This is a genomic window from Enterobacter cloacae complex sp. 394F7, assembly GCF_057320385.1.
This window is the reverse complement of sequence record NZ_JBXWCS010000006.1, coordinates 186,683-211,784: the sequence shown is the minus strand read 5'-3', so window position 1 is coordinate 211,784 and position 25,102 is coordinate 186,683. Positions and strand designations below refer to the sequence as shown.

Sequence of the window (25,102 nt, the reverse complement as noted above, 5' to 3'; positions counted from 1 at the left end):
AGGGCAACAGCCCGCACTATCTCAATACATACCCATAAAGCCGCTTAATCCCGTCGGCATCCTTTTCGCTGTAAACGCCCTGCAGCTCCGGCGAGAAGCCCGGCAGCAGGTTAATCCCCTCTTCCAGCGCCAGGAAGTAGCGCTGCACCGCCCCGCCCCAGACTTCTCCCGGCACCACGCACAGAACGCCAGGCGGATACGGCAGCGCGCCTTCAGCAGCAATGCGCCCTTGTGCATCACGGATGCGCACCAGCTCTACGTTCCCGCGAATGTACGCCTGATTGGCATCCTGCGGATTCATCACCACCGCGGGCAGGCTCTCCTTGCGGAACATCGCCTTCTGCAGATCTTTCACATCAAAACTGACGTAGAGATCGTGCATCTCCTGACACAGCTGGCGGAGCGTGTAATCCCGGTAGCGTACCGGGTATTTCTGATAGATGGTCGGCAACACGTCCGCCAGCGGCGTATCGTCTTCAATATGCTGTTCAAACTGGCCAAGCATCGCCACCAGCTGCGCCAGCTTCTCGCTGCTTTCGGCAGGCGTCAGCAGGAAGAGGATCGAGTTCAGATCGCACTTCTCCGGCACGATGCCATTTTCCCGCAGATAGTGCGCAAGGATGGTCGCCGGAATACCAAAATCAGTATATTCCCCGGTTTCAGCATCGATGCCCGGCGTGGTCAGCAGTAGCTTGCACGGATCGACAAAGTACTGATCGCGGGCATAGCCCTCAAATCCGTGCCATTTGGCCCCCGGCTCAAAGCTGAAGAAGCGACGTTCGCTGGCGATGGCCTGAGTTGGATGATCCTGCCACGGACGGCCTGCCACCACTGGCGGAATAAACGGTTTGATCATATGGCAATTTGCAATGATCGCCTTACGCGCTTCAATCCCCAGCTCGACGCACTCCGCCCACAGCCTGCGTCCGCTCTCCCCTTCGTGAATTTTTGCGTTCACATCCAGTGCCGCAAACAGGGGATAAAACGGGCTGGTGGAGGCGTGCAGCATAAATGCGTTGTTCAGGCGCTTGTGCGGACAGAAACGCGCCTGACCCCGGATGTGGTTATCCTTTTTATGGATCTGCGAGGTTTGCGAGAACCCGGCCTGCTGTTTATGCACCGACTGGGTCACGAAAATGCCCGGATCGTTCTCGTTCAGCTCCAGCAACAGCGGGGAGGTTTCCGCCATCATCGGAATAAATTGCTCGTAGCCCACCCAGGCAGAGTCAAAGAGGATGTAATCGCACAGATGGCCGATCTTGTCGATCACCTGACGGGCGTTGTAGATCGTGCCATCGTAAGTGCCAAGCTGGATCACTGCCAGGCGGAACGGGCGGGTCTCGTCTGCCTTCTCCGGCGCAACGTCGCGGATCAGATTGCGCAGGTACGCGTCGTCAAAGCAGTGTTCGTCAATCCCACCGATAAAGCCAAACGGGTTACGCGCCGCTTCCAGATACACCGGCGTCGCGCCCGCCTGAATCAGCGCCCCGTGATGGTTGGATTTGTGGTTATTGCGATCAAACAGCACCAGATCGCCACGGGTCAGCAGCGCGTTGGTCACCACCTTGTTGGCCGCCGACGTACCGTTCAGCACGAAGTAGGTTTTATCCGCGTTGAACACTTTCGCGGCGAACTTTTGCGCATGCTTGGCGGAACCTTCGTGGATCAGCAGATCGCCGAGCTTCACGTCGGCATTGCACATATCGGCGCGAAAAACGTTCTCACCAAAGAAGTCATAGAACTGTCGTCCCGCCGGGTGTTTTTTGAAAAACGCCCCGTGCTGGTGGCCCGGACAGGCAAAAGTGCTGTTGCCCATTGCAACATACTGGCTCAGGGTGTCGAAAAACGGCGGTAACAGGTTCTCTTCGTAACGGCTGGCGGCAGATTCCAGTTCCAGGAACTCCTGCGCTTTACCCGAGATGACAGCCTTGGCACCATCGGGCACGTCCGTCGGCTCTTGCGAGAATAGATAGACCGGTAAATGAAAGCCCGTGCGTTTCAGCAACGCAAGAATGCCACTGCGACTCTCCGCGAGCGTAATGACGACTGCCGCCACATCGGTAAAATCAGTGTTATCCAGCGTCACCTTTTCGCGATGCGTGGACACAGTGGAAACCAGCTCACGGCTGACGGCGATTTTCATGGTTTTCATAGGCGCTATATACCCTCACCGAACGGTGAGACAGGGAGGAGAAAATTCGCGCAATAATGTCACCTTTTATTTTGAGGTGCAAGAAGGAATCAGTATGCACTTCACCACCCAAAGCTAAGCGTAAAAAAGCGCTGGCGTGTCATAATCATGCAATACCTATGATTAAGTAACAGGAGTTTTCCGTGGTTATCGGGCCATTTATCAACGCGAGTGCCGTATTGCTGGGCGGCGTACTCGGTGCAGTGTTAAGTCAGCGATTACCGGAGCGTATTCGCGTCTCTATGCCCTCCATTTTTGGCCTGGCCTCCCTCGGGATTGGCATTCTGCTGGTGATCAAATGCGCCAACCTGCCGGTTATGGTGCTGGCCACCCTGCTCGGGGCGCTGATCGGCGAGTTTTGTTATCTGGAAAAGGGGATTAACAACGCGGTCAGCAAAGCGAAAAACCTGATAGCCCGTCCGGGCAAAGCCAAACACGGCACCCACGAGACGTTTATTCAAAACTACGTTGCCATCATTATTCTCTTTTGCGCCAGCGGCACCGGGATTTTCGGTTCGATGCAGGAAGGGATGACCGGTGACCCCAGCATTTTAATCGCGAAGGCGTTTCTCGATTTCTTCACCGCTACGATTTTTGCCACCACGCTCGGTATCGCGGTGGCCGCGATTTGTGTGCCAATGCTGCTGATTCAGCTGGCGCTCGCCACCTGCGCCACCCTGATCCTTCCGCTGACCACGCCCGCGATGATGGCAGATTTTACCGCCGTTGGCGGTCTGCTCCTGCTGGCAACAGGGCTGCGCATCTGCGGGATCAAGATGTTCGCGGTGGTGAATATGCTGCCCGCCCTGCTGCTCGCCATGCCGCTTTCCGCGCTGTGGACCCACTTTTTCGCTTAAGATTGCGACGAACTGGTGAGAGATTGTGCATCCTGTAACGAAAACAACTTTTTTCGTTGACGGCGGAGAGTGAATCGGGTTTAATGCGCCCCGTTGCCCGGATAGCTCAGTCGGTAGAGCAGGGGATTGAAAATCCCCGTGTCCTTGGTTCGATTCCGAGTCCGGGCACCACTTTCTTGTTTTTGCGCATTTTCCTGAATCTTTTTAGAAAAATATTCAGGAAATTACCGGAAAAACTCTTCCCAGCGGATATCTGGTTATTTATCCATCCGCATCTTGGGCTTTTGGTGGTCAATCTAGTGGTCAGTCCAGCTCGGTAAAGGAGTGACCACCAATGGCCTTAACCAACAAACAAGCCCGCAGTGCAAAACCTTCCAGGAAACTCTTTAAACTTGCTGATACGCTGGTTTTGTATACCCTGATATAACCCAACAGTTTTGGTATCTCATATCGTCAATAAATCCCGGACATTCGAAGCTGTCACCCCTAACAACCCATGAACGACGGGAAGTAAAAACAACCACAGGATAATAAGATAGATTCTGTCCGGTCAAGGGGAACTCATTTTATAGTAATAATAAAAAATCAGATATGATTTTGGCGCACCCATTATATGGCTGGGTGGAGAGATGTGCTCATCTTCCGCTTTTACTCTCCAGCTATTATGTATAAGAAAGTATTCGTTTTTTGAATAACAGAGTATATTAACAGATTTATCATTATTATTGTATTCTACAAAACCTATTTTTCCCGGACTTTATTTGTCGAATGATCACCGGGGCTGGAAAGAGACAGGTAACATAAGAAGCCCGTAGGGAGCATAGCGCCAGACTTTACTGGCCGTGATCACAACGCCACCATGTATTTTTATTATCTTAACGGTTTCATCAATCGTTACCTGGACAGGCATGACAGGATAATTACTGCAATAAAGAAGCGCATTCATATCACATTCCTTGCTATTTCCTCTTTGATTTACTGGTAACAAATCGGAGCAGTAATTAGCGTGAACATTTTACGTGCTAAGCTCCACATGAACGTTCACCAACATCATAGGAGATGGTTTAACATTGATAATAAAAATGGTTTTCACATTTGCTTTGTGAATATAAAACAACCCTCCTTAAATCATTTGCAATAGGATATAATTATGTCAACAGTGTCAAAATAATTATACAATCAACCAATACCGATATGAGTAGATATATGAAAAAGCGTTTAATGATATTTTCATGTGTGGCAATATTTTTGTTGAATGGTTGCACGCGCTCCCCGATAGATACACGAAAAAAGGAAGTGTCCAGAACTGAAAAACCTACCAGCAGGAGTTCAGTTCCTCAACTGACTGACAAAGATATCTTTGGCAACGAAACCACACTAGCAGTATCAGAGGAAGATATTCAGGCTGCGCTTGAGGGTGAGAAATTCAGCGTACCGTTGAACTCTGCCGTCATACTGGTTCAGTCCGGTAGTCGAGCACCGGAAATGACCATGCAGCAGGAGATGGGAAAATACTATCGGGTCTCAATATTCTCCGGTATCCCGGACAGGCAGAAACCCCTTTCCTGCAACAAGGTCAAAACAGAGGAAGGGGACGCTGTTGTCAGCGAAAATATGAACTATATGCAGGCGCTGCGTTATATTGCGGCAAAAGGACAACAAAAAGCCGTTATTGTTTACTGGGATACACTACAAACCGGCAGGTACGACGCCTCAACAAAAACACACATCTGGTCGGATTACCATGGTGAAACTTTTTCCAGTTCCGCATCGCTGCGCTACCTGGTACGTTTCGCTCTGGTGGATGTGGCAACAGGAGAATGGGCCACCTGGTCTCCGATCAATTACGAATACAGTATCTTCCAGCCCATGACCGGAAAAACTCCGGTGACAGAACAACAAATCGCTCAGCTCAGACAAAAAACTTATGCTGCCGTGGTTAAGGATCTGGTTAACCGCTATCAGTAACCCCCTGTGACCGGTTAAATGATGTCATGCCTGATACTACATAAAACAAAGGCGATCCTGTAGGTCACCTTTTTGAAATGAATTAAAACAAAATAGAGTATCAGGCTGCTGAACAAAATCAGTCTTCCGACGATCCCTGTTTATTCCATAGATGGCGACGATTTATCTCACCCCGCATCGAAGTAATAATGAACTGGGATGTACTTTCACAACTCACGGCAAATGAACTGCATGAACCATGCATCTGGCTTCGCCTGCCGCCAATAATTTGCGGCAACAACCCGCGGTGTGCGAATTTTCGCTCCTCTGAGTCATCCCACTTTCCGGACCAGAAACCGTGCCAGTGTCCACGCCGCAGATGCCTGCCGGTAGCGGCGTAGACCTCCGTTTAATCCTGTGTTACCGCAAGCATTTCCCCGGTGTTCTTACCCACCATCCGGTAATGGAGGCCATTTGAATAACGTTTATAAAAATCGGCGATCCTGACCGGATCGGATATCTGATGGTTCACAGATGCTCCCGTTAAAATATACGTTCGCTCCACAGGCTCAACGCGCTGGTTCCGGCAATACAGTGCTCCTGAGAGATACTTTCGTAGGTAAACGAAATCGCCTCTTCCGGCTGTCCCTCGCTGTTAAGGACCGTATGAGGCTGTTGCAAACTGATTCTGGCTATTCTGGCGTTGATCAATTTCAGCTTGTAATACACCTCATTGATACCAAAACGGTTAGTGCGGTAAAACTCAAAATCGCAGGTCAGGCATTCATTTTCGTTAATCGCCTTGCTCAGCAGAGGAGTGGATTTATCCACCGGTTTACTGATATCCACCGTCTGGTGACTGACGTTCTGCGCCCTACTCATGCCATGCTTCATACTGGTCACCATAATCTGATCCAGATGTGACACCTGCGCCTTATTCCCGATGGACGCCAGCGATGAACAGCCTGCCGAAATCAGTCCCTGCAACTGCCCGTTCAGTGTCAGATAAACAAGATTTGCCATAGTAATACTCCTTTATTTTTCAGGTTTACCGTCCGGGGTTTCCGGCAATGGTTCGTGCGTCAGCAACAGCCAGCGGCTCAGTACACCGTCAATTCGGTCATTAATCTGTTTTTCCAGCATCCCGGTATTTTGCCCGGCAGACTTTGCCTGCTGATACTTCGTCAGCAAATATTCAAGCGGCGTCTCCTGATTCAGCGTGCGCTCTGCCTGATAAATGACGGTTTTGATATTTGAGAGCGTGAACCCTTCTTTCGCCCGCTCACGCTGGATAAGCAGTTCGGCAAACGAGCGTAAATCAGTTCGCGTCTGCTGCCAGCCCAGCATCTGCGGACTGTCCGCCGCCCGCGCTTTCAGGGTGGTATTCCACGTTGCGGTGGCCTGCTGTTGTTGCAGACTTTCCGGCCAGCGGTTGTCGGCTAGCCGGGTCATCCGCTGGCCGCTTTCCAGCATCTGCAACGGTGAAACCGTGGTCAGTAGTTGTAGCCGCTGCGGGTAGTCACTCAGTTGCGGCGAAGCCAACCAGACCGTGGCCGCACCCTGTGCCGTATCTTGTACCGCAGCCACCAACTGGCGCAGGGGATAAACCTGCCACCACCAGAGCGCAGCGGCGACAACCGCGCTACAGAGCACACCGATTGCAAATCCCTTCACGGTACTGCCCGCTTTCGCTGTAGCAGAAGGCTGCGGATCCGCAGTGACACCCTGAACAGCCACCCTCACTTCCGGCAGTTCCGGTAGTGGCGTTTCCGGGATAGCTATGGTTCCTGCACCTTCCGGCATATAGACCAGCGTGCGCACTTTCGTTTTTGCCGCCACAGTCGTCTCCGGCTGCGGTTCATAACGTTTTCGCGTGCTCTGCACAAAATACAGCAAATTCTCGACACGGGGGCTACGCTTCAGGCTCACCTGTTGGAGCTTGTCGCAGATAATCTGTAATGCCCGCTCCACCCGGTATAGCAGCGGCATGTCGGCCGCGGAAAACGCGGTCTGCTGGCGCAGAATATTGCCAGTACGGGCATTAAACCAGTCCAGCATTTCCGTCCGCGCCGAACCATCCTTCGGCCAGAACTTATCCCATTCGCGGTTTATCAGCGCCGCCATCAGTTCCACGCCTTCGCAAAACCCCGCCAACCCCTGCGTGCGCGTGCGAGCCAGCGTGTAATAGGTCGCAGTATGCAGATCCACGCCATTAGTTTTAAAGATGCTCAGCGCCAGCGACTCCACCAGCGTCCAGTTCATCACCGGTTGCGCCGGATGGCTGGCCTTGTTGATTTCCTCGCGCATCGCGCTGAATTCCGGCAGGCCGCGCGGATCCTGGCCGGTAATAATCATCTGCGTATCCGTACTCATCGTCATATCCTCAGTACAGCGTATCCGCCAGGCGGAACTGACTGAACAGTCCCCCGGCAAACGGGTTATCCTCGGTATCCGTATGGACACGATAGGTCATGGTGCCGCCGTCAACGCTGAAGCGGGCGCTAAAGGTACCGTCCTGCACGCTGGTTAGTTGTCCTGCGCCAAACAGCCGGAACTGCGCCCACGGGCCGCTGAAGGTAATACTGCGTGGTGCATTTCCTCCCGCGCCAATCAGCGTCAGCTTACTTTCGTTGCCTTCGCGCATATTATTCGGCCACACCAGATGCGCCGTATAGTTGCGGCCCTGGGCGTAATCCACCAGTTGTCCGTCGAGGTTCAGCACGCTGCGGCGTTTGTTGCCCGAAAGTGACACGGTTTCCACCGCAAACTGTGCCCCCAGCCCGTTCTGCTGGCTGAAGAAGATGTCGCGGATTTTCTGCGCGGTCGCTAACTGGCTCAGAATATCCTCGCGAATAATCACATTGTCTTCCCCACTCAGTCCCTGACTGTTTTCCACAAACAGCTTCAGGTTCTGCTGGTAAAACGTATCCAGCACGCCTCCTGGTTTAAAGAAGCGTTCAAACGCATCCAGCGACGCATCGTCTTTTGCACGCGGGTTAAACGGATATTTATCCGCAAGCTGGCTGTTAAAGGTTTTCACCACGTTGTCGCGCCAGTCCAGCTCCATATAGTGAACTGCTTCAATCATCACCACATGCCAGGCCTGCTCGGCCAGTTTTTCCACCCAGCGATTCAGCGGCGCAGGCAGCGTTTTTGCCATCTGCCGGGTGGTGAAAATCGGATCGCTGCTATTCTGGTCGAGCCGCAACTGCACCGCCTTCAGGGCCGACTTCCCCGGTACAGGCGCATTCTGTATCGCCAGCAGATAACGGTGCAGTTCAGTCAGTTGCTGGTAAACCGCCTGTAGCGTGCTGCCCTTATCCTTCTGCTCTTCCAGAGTACTGTTCTCCGGCGCGAACTCATGTCCCAGCCTATTGAGCAACTTCCACTCCGGTTCAGCCTGCGCCTCTGCGCGGGCTTTATCATCCAGTTTTTCCGACAGGATAAGGGGACGAGTATTGTCCCGTAGCGCCGTCAGTACCCGCTGGAGAGGCTGGTCGCCGCTGATAATCTGCTCAAGCGCCCCTGTCAGTGTCGTCAGCGAGTCAAAATTGCGGATATTCAGGTTATCCATACCGGCCCGCCAGGTAGCGGTATAGTCGCTGATATACTGTTCGGTGAGCTGACGCTGAATTTCACTGCGATCGGCATCGCTGTAAGTCACGTTGCGCGTGAGCGCCAACACCCAGGAGTCCATGCCGGTAAGCGCCACCAGTTCATCGCGCTGTTTCACAAAATAGCCCTGCAACCCGTAGCGGGTCAGGAATTGCGGAATAATCAGCCGGTTATCGTCAGCGGAAACAAACACCTGATCGAAGGTCGGGCCGGTCTGGTCGCGTAGGTTGAGGTCGGCTGGCAACACGCCCTGTGCCCGTGTTTTCAGGCTCTGGTAAACCCGCTGATATATCGGCAGTTTACTCAGCTCTTTTTGCGCCGCCGCCACTGGCCTGTCATACGGCCTCCACAGGCTATTTGCATCCGCATCGCCTTTCTGGCGCTGTGCGTGCCAGTCGGTATGCGCCAGGGCATAGTCGAGGTGGGACATCAGTTGTGCCTGAACGTCGCGCTGACCATGGAACTGTTCGCTCCAGCGCTTCGCCATAAACTGTTTCACCACTTCATTATTACGCCCGCTCTTGTCCTCCAGCATACGCATCACACGCAATACGGCGAGCTTCTCTTCCGATTCCGGCGGTGCATGATTCAGATCTTTCATTAGCCCATTAAACAGGGCGGGAAGATAACGTTGCTCCAGTAAATGCAGATATGTCTGCTCTACGTAAGGCCCGACGCGTGTTCCCTGATACAGCCCCATATCGGCAAGCCAGCTCCGCTCGCCCCAGTCGCCGTAGGCCAGCGTGGCATCACGGACAGGGTTCAGCAGCGGCAACTGTAGCTGGCCGGACTCATCGGTTCCCTGCGGCGGCGGGACATCCATAAAGGATTTCGCCTGCGCCAGCACCTTCAGCCCGGCTCGATAGTTCTCGTTATACCAGTGATGCCAGCCGCCGATGAGTGCAATCGCCACCACCGCACTGCAGCCGGTAAAGATACGCATCCGGCGGCGCGAACTGGCCTGCCACAGGCGGTTTTCCCCGGCAAAATTCGGCTCGGCCAGTAGCACCTCAGGAAACAGTGTTCGGGAAAAATAGGGTGTGGTATCGACTAGCGGCCAGGCGGTCAACGAATTACTCTCGAGACCGTACTCGCGGGCAGCGGACTGGGTAAAAAGATCGTCCATCTGGCCGCGTTGCAGGGAAGAGGTCAGGTACACGCCACGCAAACAGATATCCTGGTGTTCGCCGTCCAGAAGCGCATCCAGCAATGAGGCGATAACCTCTCCCGCCCCCTGCATCTGGCGGGAAAAACTGAATGCCGCGCTACGCTGTGCTGAAGACTGCGTGAGCATCTGATCTATCAGCGCCAGGTTCATCTGCTGTCCCCACGCCTGCCAGAAGGCCCTCAGCTCCGTGCGCCAGGCATCGCTTTCATGGGCGTTACGGGTGAACGTCACCCCCAGGATACGGTCGCGGTCACGCCGGTCCAACGTTCGGAACCAGGTGGCAAAACCGGTCAGTAAATCCAGTTTGGTCAGTACAACGTAGACTGGGAACCGGGTATGCAGGGACTGGCGGACTTCCTGTAAGCGTGTACGCAGCAGCTGCACCAGTTGCTCGTGACGCTGCTTGTCTGCGGTGAGCAGGTCAGGCAGATCCAGCGTCAGGATCAGGCCATTCAGCGGTTGGCGTGTGCGTTTTTGTACCAGCCAGTTGAGCCAGTGTTCGCGCAGGCGACGGTGCAGTATGTCGCTGTCGTCCTGTTCCGTGAGCGCGCCATCGATATCAAAAACCACCGCCTGTCTGCCGACATACGGCGTGATATACGCCCGCTGCTCCACGCCCCGGACAGCATCCGGGGTATAAATCACGTCTGCCGGAAACCCTTCCCGTAACAGTGCCGTTTTACCGCTACCCGCCAGTCCAGTCACCACATACCAGGGCAATTCCCACAGATAACGGCGGCTATCCAGATGACGCTGTAACCGTAACAGCCAGCGATCGAGGTAACGCTGCTGGCGGTTCACTGCAACGGTGAGCGGATCCTGCTCTTCCTGACGCTGTTGCTTCTGCTGGCTCTCAATTTGTTGCAGGCGTTTTACCACCCTGACGGTAAGCCAGACCAACGCCAGCAGCCCCCAGACGGCGGTTGCCAGCCAGCGATTGGCCAGCGGTTTCAGCCAGTGTTCTCCATAAAGCCGCCACGCTGGGCCTTTCCACCAGATCAATACCAGCAGAACAATCCATGCCAGCGCCAGCAGCCAGGCTGCGGACACCTTAAGCCGGGGCAGGGCCGGTCTGAGCAGGGTACTCAGCCCGCTGAACATCCGGGGAGTGGGTATTCTGAACACAAAACGCTCCTTGTTATCTTCTGGCTCGGTCTTCCAGTTGCTGCAAAAGTTCCGGCTCCCAATCCGCGAGCGTGATGTGCCGCGCGGCCTGGTACAGGGTGTGGTAATGCTGACGGGCTATCGCTGCCATGCCGGACGCATCAAGTAATTGCGCCGTCAGATATTCCTGGTAAAAATGCGTGCGCGGCGTGCTGTCAGGCTGCTGTTCGAGGAGCGTCAACGCCGCCTCCAGCCCCTGCGCCTGATGACATTGCCAGACCTGCTGTGCCACATCATCCACGGCCACTGCCGGTACGGCTGACGGCTGCGGTTCATCGCTCAGCCACTGGCGGGTAGCGTCGCTGATAAACGGCGAGCGGTCGTTAAACTGCAGGCCGTCAAGCGCAGGCAGGCGGGCCAGGAGATGGCGCACTTCATCACGAATGGCCTGCGCCACCTCATCGTGGCCAAGCTGCTTCGCTATACGGGCGGAAAGACAGTGGCCGTCCAGCCAGTACGGCGCCAGCAGCAGACTCTGCTCCACCTGCTGCCAGAGTGTTATATCAGCGCGTACAAGGCGCGCCTGGTAATCCGCCGTCATATCGGCAGACACGGCTGCCAGCGGCGTGCGTCCGTCGCTTTCAGCCTGCGGGGCGCTGGTGATGTTCTGCCACAGGGCGTAACGGCGCAGGCGGTAACCCTGCGCCGACGCGGGCTGGCGCTCGCACAGAATGGCCGCCACCTTCAGAAGTGTGTTACGCCAGGCTTTATCGTCATGGCTGTCAACCGGTACCACCGGCACGGCTGTGGCAGTTGCAGCGGAGAGGGTTACGGATGAGGTGGTGGCGCTGGCAACGGCCGTGGGTGGGGCTGATGCCGCAGGCGAGTCTTCGCGAAACGCTCGCTGATACAGCCCTGACAGGTCATCTGTGGCGGACGCCAGTTCCGGCATCCCGACTTTCTGCCAGCACAGCGCTAGCTTTGCCAGTTCGCCGAGAAGAGTATCTCGCTTTTCCGGAGTGGATGCGGTCGCAAAACCGGCGATACCCGGCTCAAAGCGCTTCAGTATCTGTTCAGCAAAACGCTTTTTGTGCGCCATATTTTGCGGCCAGGCGATAGCCCAGTAATAGCTGACGTACTGCGTCAGTATCCTTAGCGCAGCCAGGTGCTCGCCCGCGTGCTGCAGGGTGCGCAGCAGGTGCGATACCAGACGAAAATCCTTGCTCTCAGAGGCCAGTAATACCAGCCCCCGGCGCTGAAGCTCCGGTACATCAAGTTGCGCATGGTTCAGCGAACCGAGCTTGACGATTTCGCCGTCGATATATTCCCAGTCCGAATTATCTTCGCTGAGCTTACTCGCCAGCTTCTCTTCCGGAAGATTTTCCAGCAGTTGCGACAGCCAGACTTCCGGGTTGTGTATGTCCATATCGTTATTCCCCCGTCCAGTGGCAGGCTTCACGCAGCGGCGCAATGATCTGCGCCAGTCCGTCAATGTTAAAGGTCAGCTTTCCGGTCGCGCTACCCGTTCCGGTATCAAGGGTCAGCTTTTTCGCACCAAACAATTGTTTAATTTCATCAATCCCCGACAAACCCCGGCTAGCTTCCAGCAGAGAGCCGTTCTCGCGCACAAACCAGCGTGAGCGAAACTGCCCTTTGTCGGTACTCAGCACCACCGGAATATCGTTTTCAGTGCGGGGCGACCCGAGCGCCACCTGCATCCGGGTGATGTTATCCACACAACTGAACATCAGCACCGGGCGCGGCGGCAGATTGCCGATGGCGGGCGTGGTGATAATCACCGTCGGACGCTCCCCCTCCGCACGGGTTATCAGCAGCCCCGTAGAGTTATCCGTACGCTGCTTTTCCTGCGCCAGCGCGCGCGTCCATGCCTCGCCGTCGTAGCGCGCTTTCACCAGCGCTCCGGCAAAACCTTCCGTGCGAACAGGCGTCAGAATTCGGTCATAGCAGTCCAGACGCTCAAGAGCGGCAGGCTCTTTCCGGCAGGCCGACATGGCATTAACAGTGGCCTGCGCATCCGCCGTCTCACCGGCATATACCGGAGGGATTATCGACAGCAATGGCAGCAGCCAGCGGGCGGAAAGTTTCATACAGCGTCTTCTTCCTCTGTCACCGCATCCTCAACGTCTGCGGTAAACGCGCCGTTTTGCGCATCAAGCGTGATACGGGCAATTACGGCGTTCGCCGCCATTTTCTGCAACAGCAGCAGCGAGAGCGGCGGCAGCATGTTGCCATCGATAACCGACTCCAGCATTCGTGCCCCGTTCTCCGCACGGGTGACGCGGCTCATAATTTCGTCAGTCACGCCCGGCGTGATTACCACCTGCGCGCCAAAGCGGCTACGCAGCACGCTGCCCAGTCGTGACAGTTTTCCGGCGATAATAGTGGTCAGTGTGTCACGGGACAACGGCAGGTACGGCACCACTTCCATACGTGCCAGCAATGCCGGTTTAAAGAAGTCAGCCAGCACCGGATAAAGGGCGTCTTGCATCGCTTCCGGGTTGTCCGCATGTTCCACAATCACCTGATAACCGAGGTTGGAGGTGAGGAAGAAGAGGATGTTCTTACAGTCAATCAGCCGCCCTTCACCGTCTGCCATTTCGCCTTTGTCAAACGCCTGGTAAAACAGGTTAAGCACATCCGGACACGCTTTTTCCACTTCATCGAGCAACACCACCGAATACGGTTTCTGGCGGATGGCTTCGGTCAGAACGCCGCCCTCGCCGTAGCCGACATAGCCCGGCGGCGAACCAATCAGGCGCGAGACGGTGTGTTTTTCCTGGAACTCCGACATATTGATGGTGGTGAGATACTGACGCCCGCCGTAAAGCAGTTCCGCCAGTTGCAGCACGGTTTCGGTTTTACCCACCCCGCTTGGCCCGGCCAGCAGGAACGCACCTAGCGGACGTCCTGGACGGCGCAGGTCTGCGCGTGCTGTCAGCAGATGTTTGTGCAGGTGCTTAATTGCCAGCTCCTGACCTTTAATGGTGTCGCCCAGCCACTGTGGCAGGTCGGTAATAACCGCCATTTCATTCTGCGAAAGGCGGTTAAGCGGTACGCCAGTCCATTCGGCAATCACTGCGGCAATCTGCTTTTTATCCACGTGAGGGGAAACCAGCAATTGCGTATGGTGTAGCGCATCCAGTTCTGCGCCCAGCGCGGCAAGGCTCTCTGCCGGAGAAACTGAGGCTGTATTATCTTCCGGTATGGCGTCATCCAACTCCGTCGTCTGCGTCAGTAGCGCCTTACGCAGGGCGATAATCTCCTTTACCAGCGTCTGCTGATGCTGCCAGGCCTTCTCCAGGGTGAGAAGCTCTGTCTGTGCGGCTTCATACTGCGCGTGAACTTCGTCCAGGCGTGCTGTATCTTTGCGCAGACCAATGCGCATTTCACGCTCAAGCTGGCGGATTTCCGTCTCGCACTGATGGCAGAGAGTGGTCAGCGCCGAAATTTGTTTTGGCGGAGACGAAAGATTTATCGCCACGCGGGCGCAGGCGGTATCCAGCACGTCGATCGCCTTGTCCGGCAACTGACGCCCGGAGAGGTAGCGCTCGCTTAAGCTGGCTGCCGCCTGGAGCGCATCATCATCAATTAATACGCCATGCGCCTGTTCATACACGGCAGACAGGCCGCGCAGAATAATGGTCGCTTCCGCTGCCGTCGGTTCACTCACCTTCACTAACTGGAAGCGGCGTGACAGCGCAGCATCTTTTTCGAAGTATTTTTTATACTCTCCCCAGGTAGTGGCCGCGATGGTTTTCAACCCACCGCGTGCAAGTGCTGGTTTCAGCAGATTCGAGATATCAAGCCCACCCTGCTGGTTACCCGCGCCAATCAGCGTGTGTGCTTCATCGATAAACAAAATAACCGGCACCGGCGAGCAACTCACTTCCGCCATTAACCCTTTGAAGCGTTTTTCGAATTCACCTTTAACCGATGCGCCGGCCTGCAACGCCCCCAGATCCAGAGTCATGATATCGGTGTTTTTCAACTTGTCCGGTACCTGACCGGCAACGATACGCAGCGCCAGCCCTTCGATCAACGCGCTTTTGCCCACCCCCGCTTCCCCCACCACCACAGGGCTATTCTTGCGGCGGCGGCAGAGAATGTCGATCATCAGGTCGATTTCATTATCGCGGCACAGCACCGGATCAAGCCTGCCGTGGCGGGCATCTTCGGTCATATTGGTCGCGTAACGGGCAAGCAGGCTGTCGCCGGAGTCTGCTGCGCTTCTGGCGACGTGTCCGTCAGCATTAATTACCACCGACTCTGCCGATTCCTGCGTCCATTGTGCGAAGTCCTGCTGTAGCCGGTCACGGTTGATGCCGGTTAGCAGGCGGGCTGCCGCCGCGGGCACGTAACGTAGTGGCGAATGGAGCAGCGCGAGCAGCAGAGCGCCGCCGCGAAGTTCGCTGTGCTGCATCTGCGCCGAGGCCAGCAGCCAGCCCTCTTTAAGCCACTCGACCAGCATCGGAGAGAAGGCCGGATAACTGTCTGTTGAACGAGTGGTAGCATAATGTTCAACGGTCAGCGCCTGGCGCAGGTCGTCCTGTAAAATATCCGCCTGTTCTGCGATAACACGCAAATCACTGCGCGGGATGGCGAGCATCTGGATAAGCACATGACTGACGGTAATTTCCGTCGCCTGCTGGCTCATACATTCTGATGCAGCCGCTTCCAGCGCCTGTCTGGAGAATGGGTTCAGCCGTTTTACCAACGTGGAAATATCAATCTGAATCATTCGGTTTCCTTACCTGGCAAGCAGCCGGTTTAACTGGTGAAGAATATCCTGGGTCTGACTATCAAGGCGCAGCAGGTAAAACAGATATACCAGCGCGAGGGCGATAACACCGCCCAGCAAAAGGCGCCTGATAGTCAGGCGTCTGATTAACTGATAACGCCCGCCCTGCGTTTTCTTGTTGTGATGCAGCAACGGAAACGGCGCGCCGCCGCGAAGCCCGTGCAGGACGTAGTGCAGGCGTCGGTAAATCTGTTCGAACTCATCCTGTCCCGGATTCGCCACCTTGTAGCGGCCGCGAAAGCCGAGTGAAAAGCAGAGATATAAAAATTCCAGCAAATCCTGGTAACGCTTTGGCTCACGCATCAGGCGCTCCAGCAGAATGAAGACCTTCTCCCCGCCCCATGCTTCGTTGTGGAAATGGACCAACAGCGACTGCTTGATCCATTCGTTTTTGTTCGACCAGCCATTACCAAGCGCCGCCTCATCAATAAAGGTGCAGAGTATGTAGCGAAACGAGACGATAACGCCCGGCTCGTAACCCTGCTCCTGAAGCAACTGCTCCACCGCCTGGACGTCCGTCACCACCTGCGCAAACAGGTGCTCCGGCATCGTCTGGTTGTTCATACCCGAGAGACGCATCACCATGCCAAGCAGCGGCGTGGCGGCGTCGATCATCGGATTAAGGCTGTTACCGCGAAGCCCCAAACGATACTGACGGCCCGATGAAGCGCTTTCAGGCTCTGCCGGGAGAACGTGTTCACTCATAGCCTTAACCTCTTATCGACCACAGTTGCATATCCAGATCCGGGAAGGTGCCGGAAATATGCATCGCCAGTGCCCCCGCTTTCACCACGTCCTGCCAGGCTGAAGAGCCTTTTTCCAGTTCAAAATAGACATACCCATCATGGTAAGGTAACTGGCGCGGTGCCGCCGGCAGCGTGCGCAGCGGAATACCCGGCACCTGCACGCTGACCATGTTGCGGATTTTGTCGGTGGCGGCGATTTTCGACTGCTGGGTGAACTGGAGAATAAGCTGGTTGTGCGGCATCCGGGCGCGAACCGCCAGCACAAATGCGCCGGACTGAAGCAGTCCCGGATCGTTGACCGTCGCCAGATATACTCCTTCAGTGAAAATGAGCGGCAAATTCTGCGCCCGCGGTTGCAGGACAATATTGAGGGCCCGGCGCAGCTCCGGGATCACCGTTTTAAACGACAGCGTCAGGTCACGATGATCGTAATGCTCCACCGTGCAGGGCAGACGGCTGTTTTCGGTGAAGGTCATCAGCTCACCGAGCAGACGCACCAGATCCAGATAAAAGATTTCCGGGTGCAGAGTATGCAGGCGCACACGATGCGAGAAATGCATCTGGTTGCGGTTAAGCAACTGTAACATCATAAATTCCGCCACATCCGCAATACCGCTCTGCTCCGGCGAACCGATACGTTTCGCGAGTTCAGCCGCACGGGTGGCAATCAGTCCCTGAACGTCAGCGGCAAAGCGGTTCAGCACCGGACTGACTCGTAGCGTCTGGCAGGTAGGGATAAAATCGTCATCCAACACTAGCGCTCCGCCAGGTTGATAATTGCGAATGCGGCACAGCGGCAGTGCCACCATCGCACTGAGATCCTCCGCACCGCTGACAATTCTGAACGCCAGTTGCCCCAGCACCAGCGACTGTACATCGCCATCACTACTATGTACGTCACGGACATCCGTTCGCGTCATGCTGTAGCGCTCTGAACTTTGCCCCGCGCTGCGTACGCCCTGAACTTCACTGATGTTATGGGCGGCAACGGGCAGTGCCAGATAAATATCATGGCTTTCTGGCGAGGTCAGTTCGCGCGGCTGAAACGGCTGCGGCAGCAGATCCTGATCAGGGATACGGAACACAGTGCCGTCCGGCATACAGCCTGCGGCACGGTCGATCATCACCTTCCCCTGAGCAAGAAGTTCCGTGTTCAGCGATAGCGACGTGAATCCCCAGGCGAAATCTCCCAGCGCCTCCAGCCGCTCGCACAGCATGGCGTCGTTATGACGCTGCTGTTGCTGAAAATGCTGCGGCAGTGCGAACATGCCTTCCTGCCAGAGCACCCGGTTTTTCATTGTGGCCATCGTCAGTTGTCCTCTGTTTTCATTTCAATACTGTTCTGTCGCACATGCACCAGCAGACGATACTGATGACCGGTGCCTTCCACGGGCTCTATTTGCTTCCATTCGCTGGTCTGGTCGTCGGAAAAGTAAGCGACGATGCCGATAAACTGCGTTTTTGGATCCAGTTTCACGGCAGGCAGCGTTTTAAGGCTGTCCGGCAGCAGGGTGAAATCCTGGTGGTCGAGATAGTTTTTTCCCAACGCATCCGGCAGCGGCGTGGTCGCCAGCAAATCGTAATCCGCCGCTTGTAATTTCGAGTCGTCGCTCAGATACATCAGTTGTACATCGACAGGCGCGGCCTCACCGTCGCCATTCAGGTTACTGTCCGGCTCCGTCAATAGCGTGACGGTTAGCTCCGAAGGCTGCTCCTTCATGTCACCAACCTGAATATCGGGATCGGCGATGACTTGACCTATCTTTTTGGTCATTGTGCAGCCGCAGAGCGCGCTCGACAGCATCAGAATGACGAAAGCCCATCTCATACTTCCGTCTCCCGCTGTTTCTCGCGCAGCACCCGGTCATAGACTTGGGCATAAACCTCGTTAAAGAGCATGCCGAATCCTTGCTGCCTGTCCGACGCCAGCTCATCGTAATAATGGCGATACATATCCCATGCCCCGGCATCATCCAGCTCGCGACGCAGTTCATGGCTGCGGCGGTACTGAACGAAACGGCGCATCAGGCTCTGCGGCGAAAACGCGTCAAGCATTACGCGCAGCGCCTCAGTAATCGCCGCCCGGTTGGCCTCTTCATGGTGACGGACATTACGCAGGCTCTCGCGAATGGCCGCAGGTGCGGCAAGATGTACCGGGCTTTTGCCTTCGGCAAACATCACTTCCAACGCCGTGGCGTAGTCCAGACCGAGGCGCAGCGGGTTATCTTCCAGCGGACGCAGGTGCTTGTCTGACAGGCTGTTCTGGCTGTGCTGCAAATCGAGCAGCCCCTGAATGGCGGCCTGAAGGGCGCGCCCGATCTCTTCCAGAAAAGCGTCGGCATCCTGTGAATTTTGTACGCTGAGAGTGCTGCCCAACCCGCGCAGCAGCGGCGTCACCGCCAGGTGCTTCTGCGCCATCTCTGTCGGGGAGAATTCATCATCTTCACGCGAGTCGGCATACACTGGCGGCAGATCCATAAATGATATGTCGATCCCGCCACTGGCTTTCAGATCGGACAACGGCACCGTGCGCTGCCCGTAAGCCACGACCGGCGTCGCGGTGGTAAGGCTTTCACTCTGCAACACCTGCAACGGATCGGAAGAAAAACTGTTCATCACCGTAGAGGTCAGCTGATGGCGCTGCTGCATCCCGGGATATTCTGGCTGACCATCGGTAGAGATCAGCGCCTCCACCAGATTGTCACGCTGCGTCACAATGCTTTCCGGCGTCGCCATCTGCTCGTCATAGCTGACACGTTTGCCTTCATGCAGAAAGACTTTCAGCGCCAGCGCGCCGAGACTGATTTCATCACCCTGGCGCAGGCGCACCAGCCCCGCATCCGTCGACACTGGCGCAAGGTTGATCATCAATCCCGGCATCAGGCTGCGCAAACAGAATGCGCCGTCGTGCCGGACAATGGCGCAGGCGCGTCCGGCAATCGATCCGGCCCGGTCCTGTACCGACCAGTGGCAGCTTTCCGAATGACCAATCTCACCACCGTCGCCAGAAAAAAGACATCTCGCGGCATGCCCGCTTTCCAGTTCGTTACCGTTCATCACCTGTAAGGTCAGTGATACATTGCCGCGTTGTTGCTGTTCCTCAACCACAGACTGCTCCATAAAGTTACTCCCTGATGTGGAGGGTGACGTAAGGCGGTGCCTTCGGCTGACCGATAAAACCGGTGCGGCCCAGACGTGTACTGGATTTATCCCCCAGTTGCATTCCCTTTGCCTGCAATGGTGCCAGGCACAACTGTAAATCCCACGCAAACTGGTCGCGCAGCAGAAAGGAAATAAACATCTTCAGCGCCTGATGATTTTCACCATCCGGTAAAAATGACAGATAGCGTTCCATCGACAGATTGCCTATCCGCAGCAGAAATTTACCGCTGCGATCGGGCACGCTTGCGCCAAGCGTGAAATTGACACCCAGTACGGAGCGTCCAACCACATAACCGGCGGTTCGCCTCTTCGGGTTACGCTCTCCCAGACGGTTTTGTTGTGATGGCTCAATCGCCACTTTACGCAACTGCCAGCTGTCAATCGTAACCTCCGGCAGATCAAAACAGTGGGAGACCAGATTACATACCACGTCCGGCGAACGCCCCGGCGTTGCCAGCACGCCTGCATAAGCCAGCATCTTGCTGTGATTAATGGCCAGTTTATTGCGCACCCCCGGATTCCCCAGACCGACCAGAGAATACATGCGCTGCGAAAACGTATCCGTACCGCCGTTGCGAAAACAGATGTAATAGCGGTACTTACGCCAGGCGTGGTATGCAAACTGCGTCCAGCGATGACTGAACAGGTCGAGAAACTCTTTCAGCCCCTCTTCATTTTGCGCGGATTCCCGCGCCATCCGATCCAGGTAATAGCCCGGTAGCGGCGACTGGCTGCCGGAAAAACCGAGAAATTTGCTGGTCAGCGTAAACTGCCCACTGTTGCTTCGCGTAAGTGAGGTTAAGTCACTGCCCGGAAAGGCAACGCTGGCGTCGGATTTAAATAACACCACCTCGTTTTCCGGCTCGGTACGCAGGGAAGGCTCCTGCCCGGGTTCGCCATAGCGGCGATAGAGCGATTCCAGCAGCATATAGAAGTTCATGCTGCGAATGTCTGCCGGAAGCGCTGTATTCTCTGCTACATCAAGGCGTGCTGACCGTTGTTCTGCCATTCCCAGGCCTCTTGACTTTCCGTGTTAATGATTTTCAGACAGTGGAATGAGTTGATGCTGGCGTACAGCGCAAAGAATTGCGACAGTACGGTTCCCAGCAGGTACACCTCCCCCTCGCAGACAAACGGTGCGGGATTAATCCACAACGTGGTGGCAAGCCCCCTGACGGGAACGCCCTTAAACAGCCGGTCCACGGGCGTGGTTTCCATCTTCTCAATGGCATCCAGCTTCTGCCGGGAGAGCCGGGCCTGCTGCGGGTGGTGAATACCCGGCAGATCAAAAGTACGCAAAATCTGCACCAGCGCGTCCCGATCCAGCAGGGAGAGGTAGTTCAGATTCATACTGGAGATCAGCGACCAGTGCATATCGCCGTCCATGACCGGATACAATGGACGCGTCGGACGCGTGACATTTCGGAAAGAAGCCACTGACGGATTTTTACCGATGGAGACGCAGATATCTCCGGTATGCAATTCTACGGGCAGCATCCGGTTGGTACAGACCAGCGAGGCTGTGATCACCTCGCCTTTCAGCTGGGAAGCTTCTGGGACACTGCCATCGGCATGGACAAAGGCAATCGCGTGGTCAAGACCACGGTGGAAAAGGGAGGTTTTTGTCCGGTGATGCCAGTACACCACCTCGCGCTGGCGACTGTATTCAATCTGGTGGTTGAAACTTTCAAACTCAGGCCAGGTACGGATTTTATTGCCTTGGTTTGATGTTTCCTCTGAATTCTGAATGTTGCTGGAAACCGATTCTACCTGGAAAATATCATAAGCATCCGGGAACTTATGGCTGGCACGCAACGGATACTGCGCCACGCTGCCGTCCGGTCTGACCGGCTCGGCGTGATGCACGAACAGGTTGACTGCGGGCGTGCAGTGTAGCCGCAGCGAACTGCGGCGCAGTTTGATATCAACAGGCAGCGGCTGGTTAAAACGCAGACGCAGTGTGAAAGCGCCGACCGGAAAATCTTTCGGAAACGGAGCGACATTGCGGAGATGAAAGAAAAAGAAGCTCTCCGGGTAACAGAAATACTCCTCGAGCACACGGTAGCCATTGTGGACGTTTTTCGGCCACGGCAGCAACGCGTCGTGACGTCCGAACCCGGCGGCATCCAACCATAAATCGGGCAACGTAACCCTGTGCTCTCCGGAAATCAGTTCCGCGTTCATCAGGCGTTCACTGAACCACAGATAGAGCTGATGGCGGGTATAATCATCATCGTTACCCAGCCAGAAAGTGACTTTATTCAAGTCCGGAACATGCGGGGATACGCCATTTCCGGCGGAAAAATCAATATCAATAATCCCCTCTTTGAGGGTGCTGTTGTTATGCACATCCCTGATGTACAAAGGCTGTAACCAGAGAGCCCTTGCAAGCGTAAAATGGCAAACAGGGGGCAGGGTTGATTCTTTGTCTGCCAATATCTCCTGACCGAAGGACAATGAACCGTTACTGGTACGGGAACGGATCAACTCATCACGAGAAACCTGAACGGGCGCACTCAGCCTGTTTTTAGGCTGGTACTCAATCACGGTCATGGCCGGAACCGGACGTAGATAGTTTGGCCAGAGCATTCGGATGATCCCGTGCGTAAACTCCGGAAACTCATCCTCCAGCTTCTGCCGCAGACCGCCGGAAAGAAAAGCGAACGCTTCCAGCAGGCGCTCCACATCCGGATCGCCCTCTTTCTCGGCCAGAAAACGGGCCAGATACGGCTTTTCCTGCGCCAACAGCTTGCCTAACTGGCGAAGGTAATCCAATTCTTCCTGGTAGTAACGCTCTTCAAAAGCCATAACACTCACTCGACCCGATAGTGCTGGTGGTTATCCAGCAGGATGTCAAACTCCAGGACATCGGATGCATCAGCAAAATTCACCCGCGCCACAATATGAAAACGCAGTTCCAGCGGGGAATAACCATCCGTTGTGGCGGCTGTCACCACCGCCTCTGCGATCCTCGGTTCATAACGCAGGATACAATCATGAATGCCCCGGCCTATTTCCTGACGAAAATCACTGGAAACCAGAGCTTCATCATTTAAATCGGCGATCCCCAGTTCCGGTGAGCCATGACAACTGCCGGAACGGGTATTGAGGATGTTTTGCAGGTTATGCCCAATAGAATTTAACAGCACTGCCTTCGGCCTGCGGCGCGGCGATAGCCTCGCCGCATCGCCAATACGCTCAAACAAACTCCCCCCGATACGCCGTTCCGCTATCATGTCTATTCCCTGTCCAGACGCCCGACCAGCGAGAGTTCAAAGCTGGCGCCCATATATTTAAAATGCGGACGCACAGAAAGTGCCACCTGGTACCAACCCGGCTCACCGTCCACATCCAGCACCTCAATTTTTGCCTGGCGCAGCGGTTTACGGCTGCGGACATCAGCGGGCGGGTTCTCCTGGTCCGCCACATACTGGCGTATCCAGGTGTTCAGTTGATTCTCCAGATCGCCGCGCTCCTTCCACGAACCAATCTGCTCACGCTGCAGCACCTTGATGTAGTGCGCCAGGCGGTTAATGATGAACAGGTAAGGCAACTGCGTTCCCAACCGGTAGTTAGTTTCCGCTTCTTTACCTTCCGGGGTGTTCGGGAACACTTTCGGTTTCTGTACCGAGTTGGCCGAGAAAAAAGCCGCGCTGTCGCTGCCTTTGCGCATGGTCAGGGTGATGAAACCCTCTTCCGCCAACTCGTATTCACGACGGTCAGTAATGAGCACTTCGGTCGGGATTTTGGCCTGAAGCTGTCCCATCGCCTCATACAGATGAACGGGCAAATCCTTCACCGCGCCGCCGTTCTGCGGGCCAATGATGTTCGGGCACCAGCGGTATTTTGCGAAACTTTCCGCCATATTGGCCGCCAACAGAAACGCCGTATTACCCCAGAGGTAATCGTTATGACTGCGGCTGACATTCTCGCGGTAGTTAAAGCTCTTCACCGGATTTTCACCCGGCGCATAAGGCTGACGCAGCAGGAAACGTGGTGCCGTCAGGCCGAGATAGCGGGAATCCTCAGATTCGCGCAGGGATCGCCACTTGGTGTAGGCCGGACCTTCGAAAATCGCGCTGATATCCTTGATACCTGACAGTTCCGTCCACGAGTCAAGACCGAGAAACTCAGGTGCCACCGATGACAGGAATGGCGCATGGGCCATCGCACCGACCGCGCTGACATACTGCAGCAGCTTCATATCTGCCGCGTTATTAGCAAATTCATAGTTGCCGACCACCGCTGCGACGGGCTCTCCGCCGAACTGGCCGTATCCGCTTGAGTAAACGTGCTTATAAAAACCAGACTGGGTGATTTCCGGGGCGAACTCGAAATCGTCGAGCAGTTCTTCCTTTGTTACATGCAGTAGCTGAATTTTGATATTTTCTCGCGTGTCCGCTCGCTCCACCAACAGCTTCAGAGAACGCAGGAACGATTCAATTTCCTGAAACTCCGGGGAGTGGAAAATAATATCCATCTGCCGGCCCATGCGCTCATCGATATCGGCAATCATGGCGTTCACCGCCAGGATATCGATGGATTCGGCTTCATGCTGCAACAGAGCAGCGATAAAGGCAGTCACGCCCTGACGAGCAATACCATAGCTTTCAGACTCGGGCTGAAAACGGCTCTGCGCCATAATATTATCCAACAGAGATCCTGTTGAAGCCGGTGCAGCAACGGGCGTCATTTCTTCCTGTAGAGACATAGTGAAATCCTTGTGCAAAATTATTTCTGACCGGCGAGACCCAGTTCCTGAATCAGCTGTTCACGGGTTTCTTCATTACCCAACAACGCCTGTAGCTGAGCTCGAAACGCGGGGATATTACCCATCGGCCCTTTCAGGGCTACCAGTGCCTCACGCAGTTCCAATAGCTTTTTCAGCTCCGGCACACTGGCGGCAACATTGTCCGGTGAGAGGTCAGCCATCGATTTCACTTTCAGGCTGATGTCCATCCGTACATCAGGAACTTCACTGAGCGCCGACGGCACGGTGAAGTCCCGTCCGATTCCGGACTCTGCAATTACCGCATCGAAATTATTTTTGTTAATGGAAACCGGCTGGCGTTCATCCAGCGGTGTGTCATCTGCCCTGCCTTTCAGGTCGCCAGTGACCAGCAGGTTAAGCGGTAATTCCACTTCTGCTATCTGCCCCTCAACTTTAGGAAGGTAGCGGATATTAATACGTTCTTTAGGCGCGATACTGCCGTCTTTATTAGTGCTCATAGGGATTAGTCCGTCTGATTATCTACGAATTCCGTTCATAACGCGGGATGGTATTACAATCCATACAGCAAAGACATCCTGGACACTGTTCCCGCATCAGTAAAAAAAAGGTGCAACACTATTTTTAAGGCGTATGATACTCGCAGAAAACGAATTGTAAAACACCTGCCGAGTTTATTTTTAAGCTGGCATTCATACGAACGTTACTTAATGATTGAGACATTTACGCGACTAATACAAAAAATAAAAAACAATTAAAATCAA

At 55.0% G+C, this 25,102-nt stretch carries 18 protein-coding genes and 1 tRNA gene; 3 read left to right on the top strand and 16 right to left on the bottom strand.

The window, feature by feature from the left end; translation table 11 throughout:
* Positions 1-16: 16 nt before the first annotated feature.
* On the bottom strand, positions 17-2,152 hold the full coding sequence (locus tag AC2FAK_RS11435; RefSeq protein ID WP_095454925.1) for an ornithine decarboxylase: 2,136 nt from the start codon (positions 2,150-2,152) through the stop codon (positions 17-19).
* Between the two features lie 182 nt (positions 2,153-2,334).
* Between AC2FAK_RS11435 and AC2FAK_RS11430 the strand changes: the two genes are divergently transcribed.
* From AC2FAK_RS11430 to AC2FAK_RS11420, 3 genes are all read left to right on the top strand, one after another.
* Positions 2,335-3,048 (top strand): DUF554 domain-containing protein, encoded by a 714-nt coding sequence (locus AC2FAK_RS11430; RefSeq protein ID WP_013098689.1) that lies wholly within the window; start codon positions 2,335-2,337, stop codon positions 3,046-3,048.
* 95 nt (positions 3,049-3,143) lie between these two features.
* Positions 3,144-3,219 (top strand) — tRNA-Phe (locus AC2FAK_RS11425).
* 1,035 nt (positions 3,220-4,254) lie between these two features.
* A complete protein-coding gene (locus AC2FAK_RS11420) occupies positions 4,255-5,016 on the top strand; it encodes a lipoprotein YafT (RefSeq protein ID WP_095454924.1) in 762 nt (253 codons plus the stop codon).
* Between the two features lie 522 nt (positions 5,017-5,538).
* Here AC2FAK_RS11420 and AC2FAK_RS11415 read toward each other — a convergent pair.
* Genes AC2FAK_RS11415 through tssB form a run of 15 tightly spaced genes read right to left on the bottom strand, consistent with a single transcriptional unit; the run spans position 5,539 to position 24,838 of the window.
* Positions 5,539-6,018, bottom strand: coding sequence for an Hcp family type VI secretion system effector (locus AC2FAK_RS11415; protein WP_095454923.1), 480 nt, complete (start codon positions 6,016-6,018; stop codon positions 5,539-5,541).
* A 12-nt stretch (positions 6,019-6,030) separates the two neighbouring features.
* The gene (locus AC2FAK_RS11410) at positions 6,031-7,374 is read right to left on the bottom strand and encodes a VasL domain-containing protein (protein ID WP_375714097.1); all 1,344 of its coding nucleotides are present in this window, start codon (positions 7,372-7,374) and stop codon (positions 6,031-6,033) included.
* 4 nt (positions 7,375-7,378) lie between these two features.
* Positions 7,379-10,903: a type VI secretion system membrane subunit TssM gene (gene tssM / locus AC2FAK_RS11405; RefSeq protein ID WP_095454921.1), complete on the bottom strand. Its 3,525-nt coding sequence runs from the start codon at positions 10,901-10,903 to the stop codon at positions 7,379-7,381.
* A 13-nt stretch (positions 10,904-10,916) separates the two neighbouring features.
* Complete coding sequence (gene tssA, locus AC2FAK_RS11400; protein WP_095454920.1) at positions 10,917-12,308, bottom strand: type VI secretion system protein TssA; 1,392 nt, start codon at positions 12,306-12,308, stop codon at positions 10,917-10,919.
* Positions 12,309-12,312: 4 nt separating this feature from the next.
* Positions 12,313-12,990 (bottom strand): type VI secretion system-associated protein VasI, encoded by a 678-nt coding sequence (vasI, locus tag AC2FAK_RS11395; protein ID WP_020689524.1) that lies wholly within the window; start codon positions 12,988-12,990, stop codon positions 12,313-12,315.
* Positions 12,987-15,641, bottom strand: coding sequence for a type VI secretion system ATPase TssH (tssH, locus tag AC2FAK_RS11390; RefSeq protein ID WP_095454919.1), 2,655 nt, complete (start codon positions 15,639-15,641; stop codon positions 12,987-12,989). The genes vasI and tssH overlap by 4 nt, the downstream gene beginning before the upstream one ends.
* Positions 15,642-15,650: 9 nt before the next feature.
* Entirely contained in the window at positions 15,651-16,406 is a 756-nt protein-coding gene (gene icmH, locus AC2FAK_RS11385) for a type IVB secretion system protein IcmH/DotU (RefSeq protein WP_023619729.1), read from the bottom strand.
* 4 nt (positions 16,407-16,410) lie between these two features.
* Positions 16,411-17,754 carry a type VI secretion system baseplate subunit TssK gene (gene tssK / locus AC2FAK_RS11380; protein ID WP_023619730.1) on the bottom strand — a complete coding sequence of 448 codons (1,344 nt, stop codon included), beginning with the start codon at positions 17,752-17,754 and terminating at the stop codon, positions 16,411-16,413.
* Positions 17,755-17,756: 2 nt separating this feature from the next.
* The gene (gene tssJ / locus AC2FAK_RS11375; RefSeq protein ID WP_023619731.1) at positions 17,757-18,275 is read right to left on the bottom strand and encodes a type VI secretion system lipoprotein TssJ; all 519 of its coding nucleotides are present in this window, start codon (positions 18,273-18,275) and stop codon (positions 17,757-17,759) included.
* On the bottom strand, positions 18,272-19,555 hold the full coding sequence (gene tagH, locus AC2FAK_RS11370) for a type VI secretion system-associated FHA domain protein TagH (protein ID WP_375714104.1): 1,284 nt from the start codon (positions 19,553-19,555) through the stop codon (positions 18,272-18,274). Before tagH ends, tssJ begins: the two co-directional genes overlap by 4 nt.
* Before the next feature lie 16 nt (positions 19,556-19,571).
* The gene (gene tssG / locus AC2FAK_RS11365) at positions 19,572-20,618 is read right to left on the bottom strand and encodes a type VI secretion system baseplate subunit TssG (protein WP_095454917.1); all 1,047 of its coding nucleotides are present in this window, start codon (positions 20,616-20,618) and stop codon (positions 19,572-19,574) included.
* Positions 20,585-22,417, bottom strand: coding sequence for a type VI secretion system baseplate subunit TssF (tssF, locus tag AC2FAK_RS11360; RefSeq protein ID WP_095454916.1), 1,833 nt, complete (start codon positions 22,415-22,417; stop codon positions 20,585-20,587). The genes tssG and tssF overlap by 34 nt, the downstream gene beginning before the upstream one ends.
* A 5-nt stretch (positions 22,418-22,422) precedes the next feature.
* On the bottom strand, positions 22,423-22,845 hold the full coding sequence (gene tssE / locus AC2FAK_RS11355) for a type VI secretion system baseplate subunit TssE (RefSeq protein ID WP_023619736.1): 423 nt from the start codon (positions 22,843-22,845) through the stop codon (positions 22,423-22,425).
* 2 nt (positions 22,846-22,847) lie between these two features.
* The gene (gene tssC / locus AC2FAK_RS11350) at positions 22,848-24,320 is read right to left on the bottom strand and encodes a type VI secretion system contractile sheath large subunit (RefSeq protein WP_028027899.1); all 1,473 of its coding nucleotides are present in this window, start codon (positions 24,318-24,320) and stop codon (positions 22,848-22,850) included.
* A 20-nt stretch (positions 24,321-24,340) separates the two neighbouring features.
* A complete protein-coding gene (tssB, locus tag AC2FAK_RS11345) occupies positions 24,341-24,838 on the bottom strand; it encodes a type VI secretion system contractile sheath small subunit (protein WP_023619738.1) in 498 nt (165 codons plus the stop codon).
* Positions 24,839-25,102: the final 264 nt, after the last annotated feature.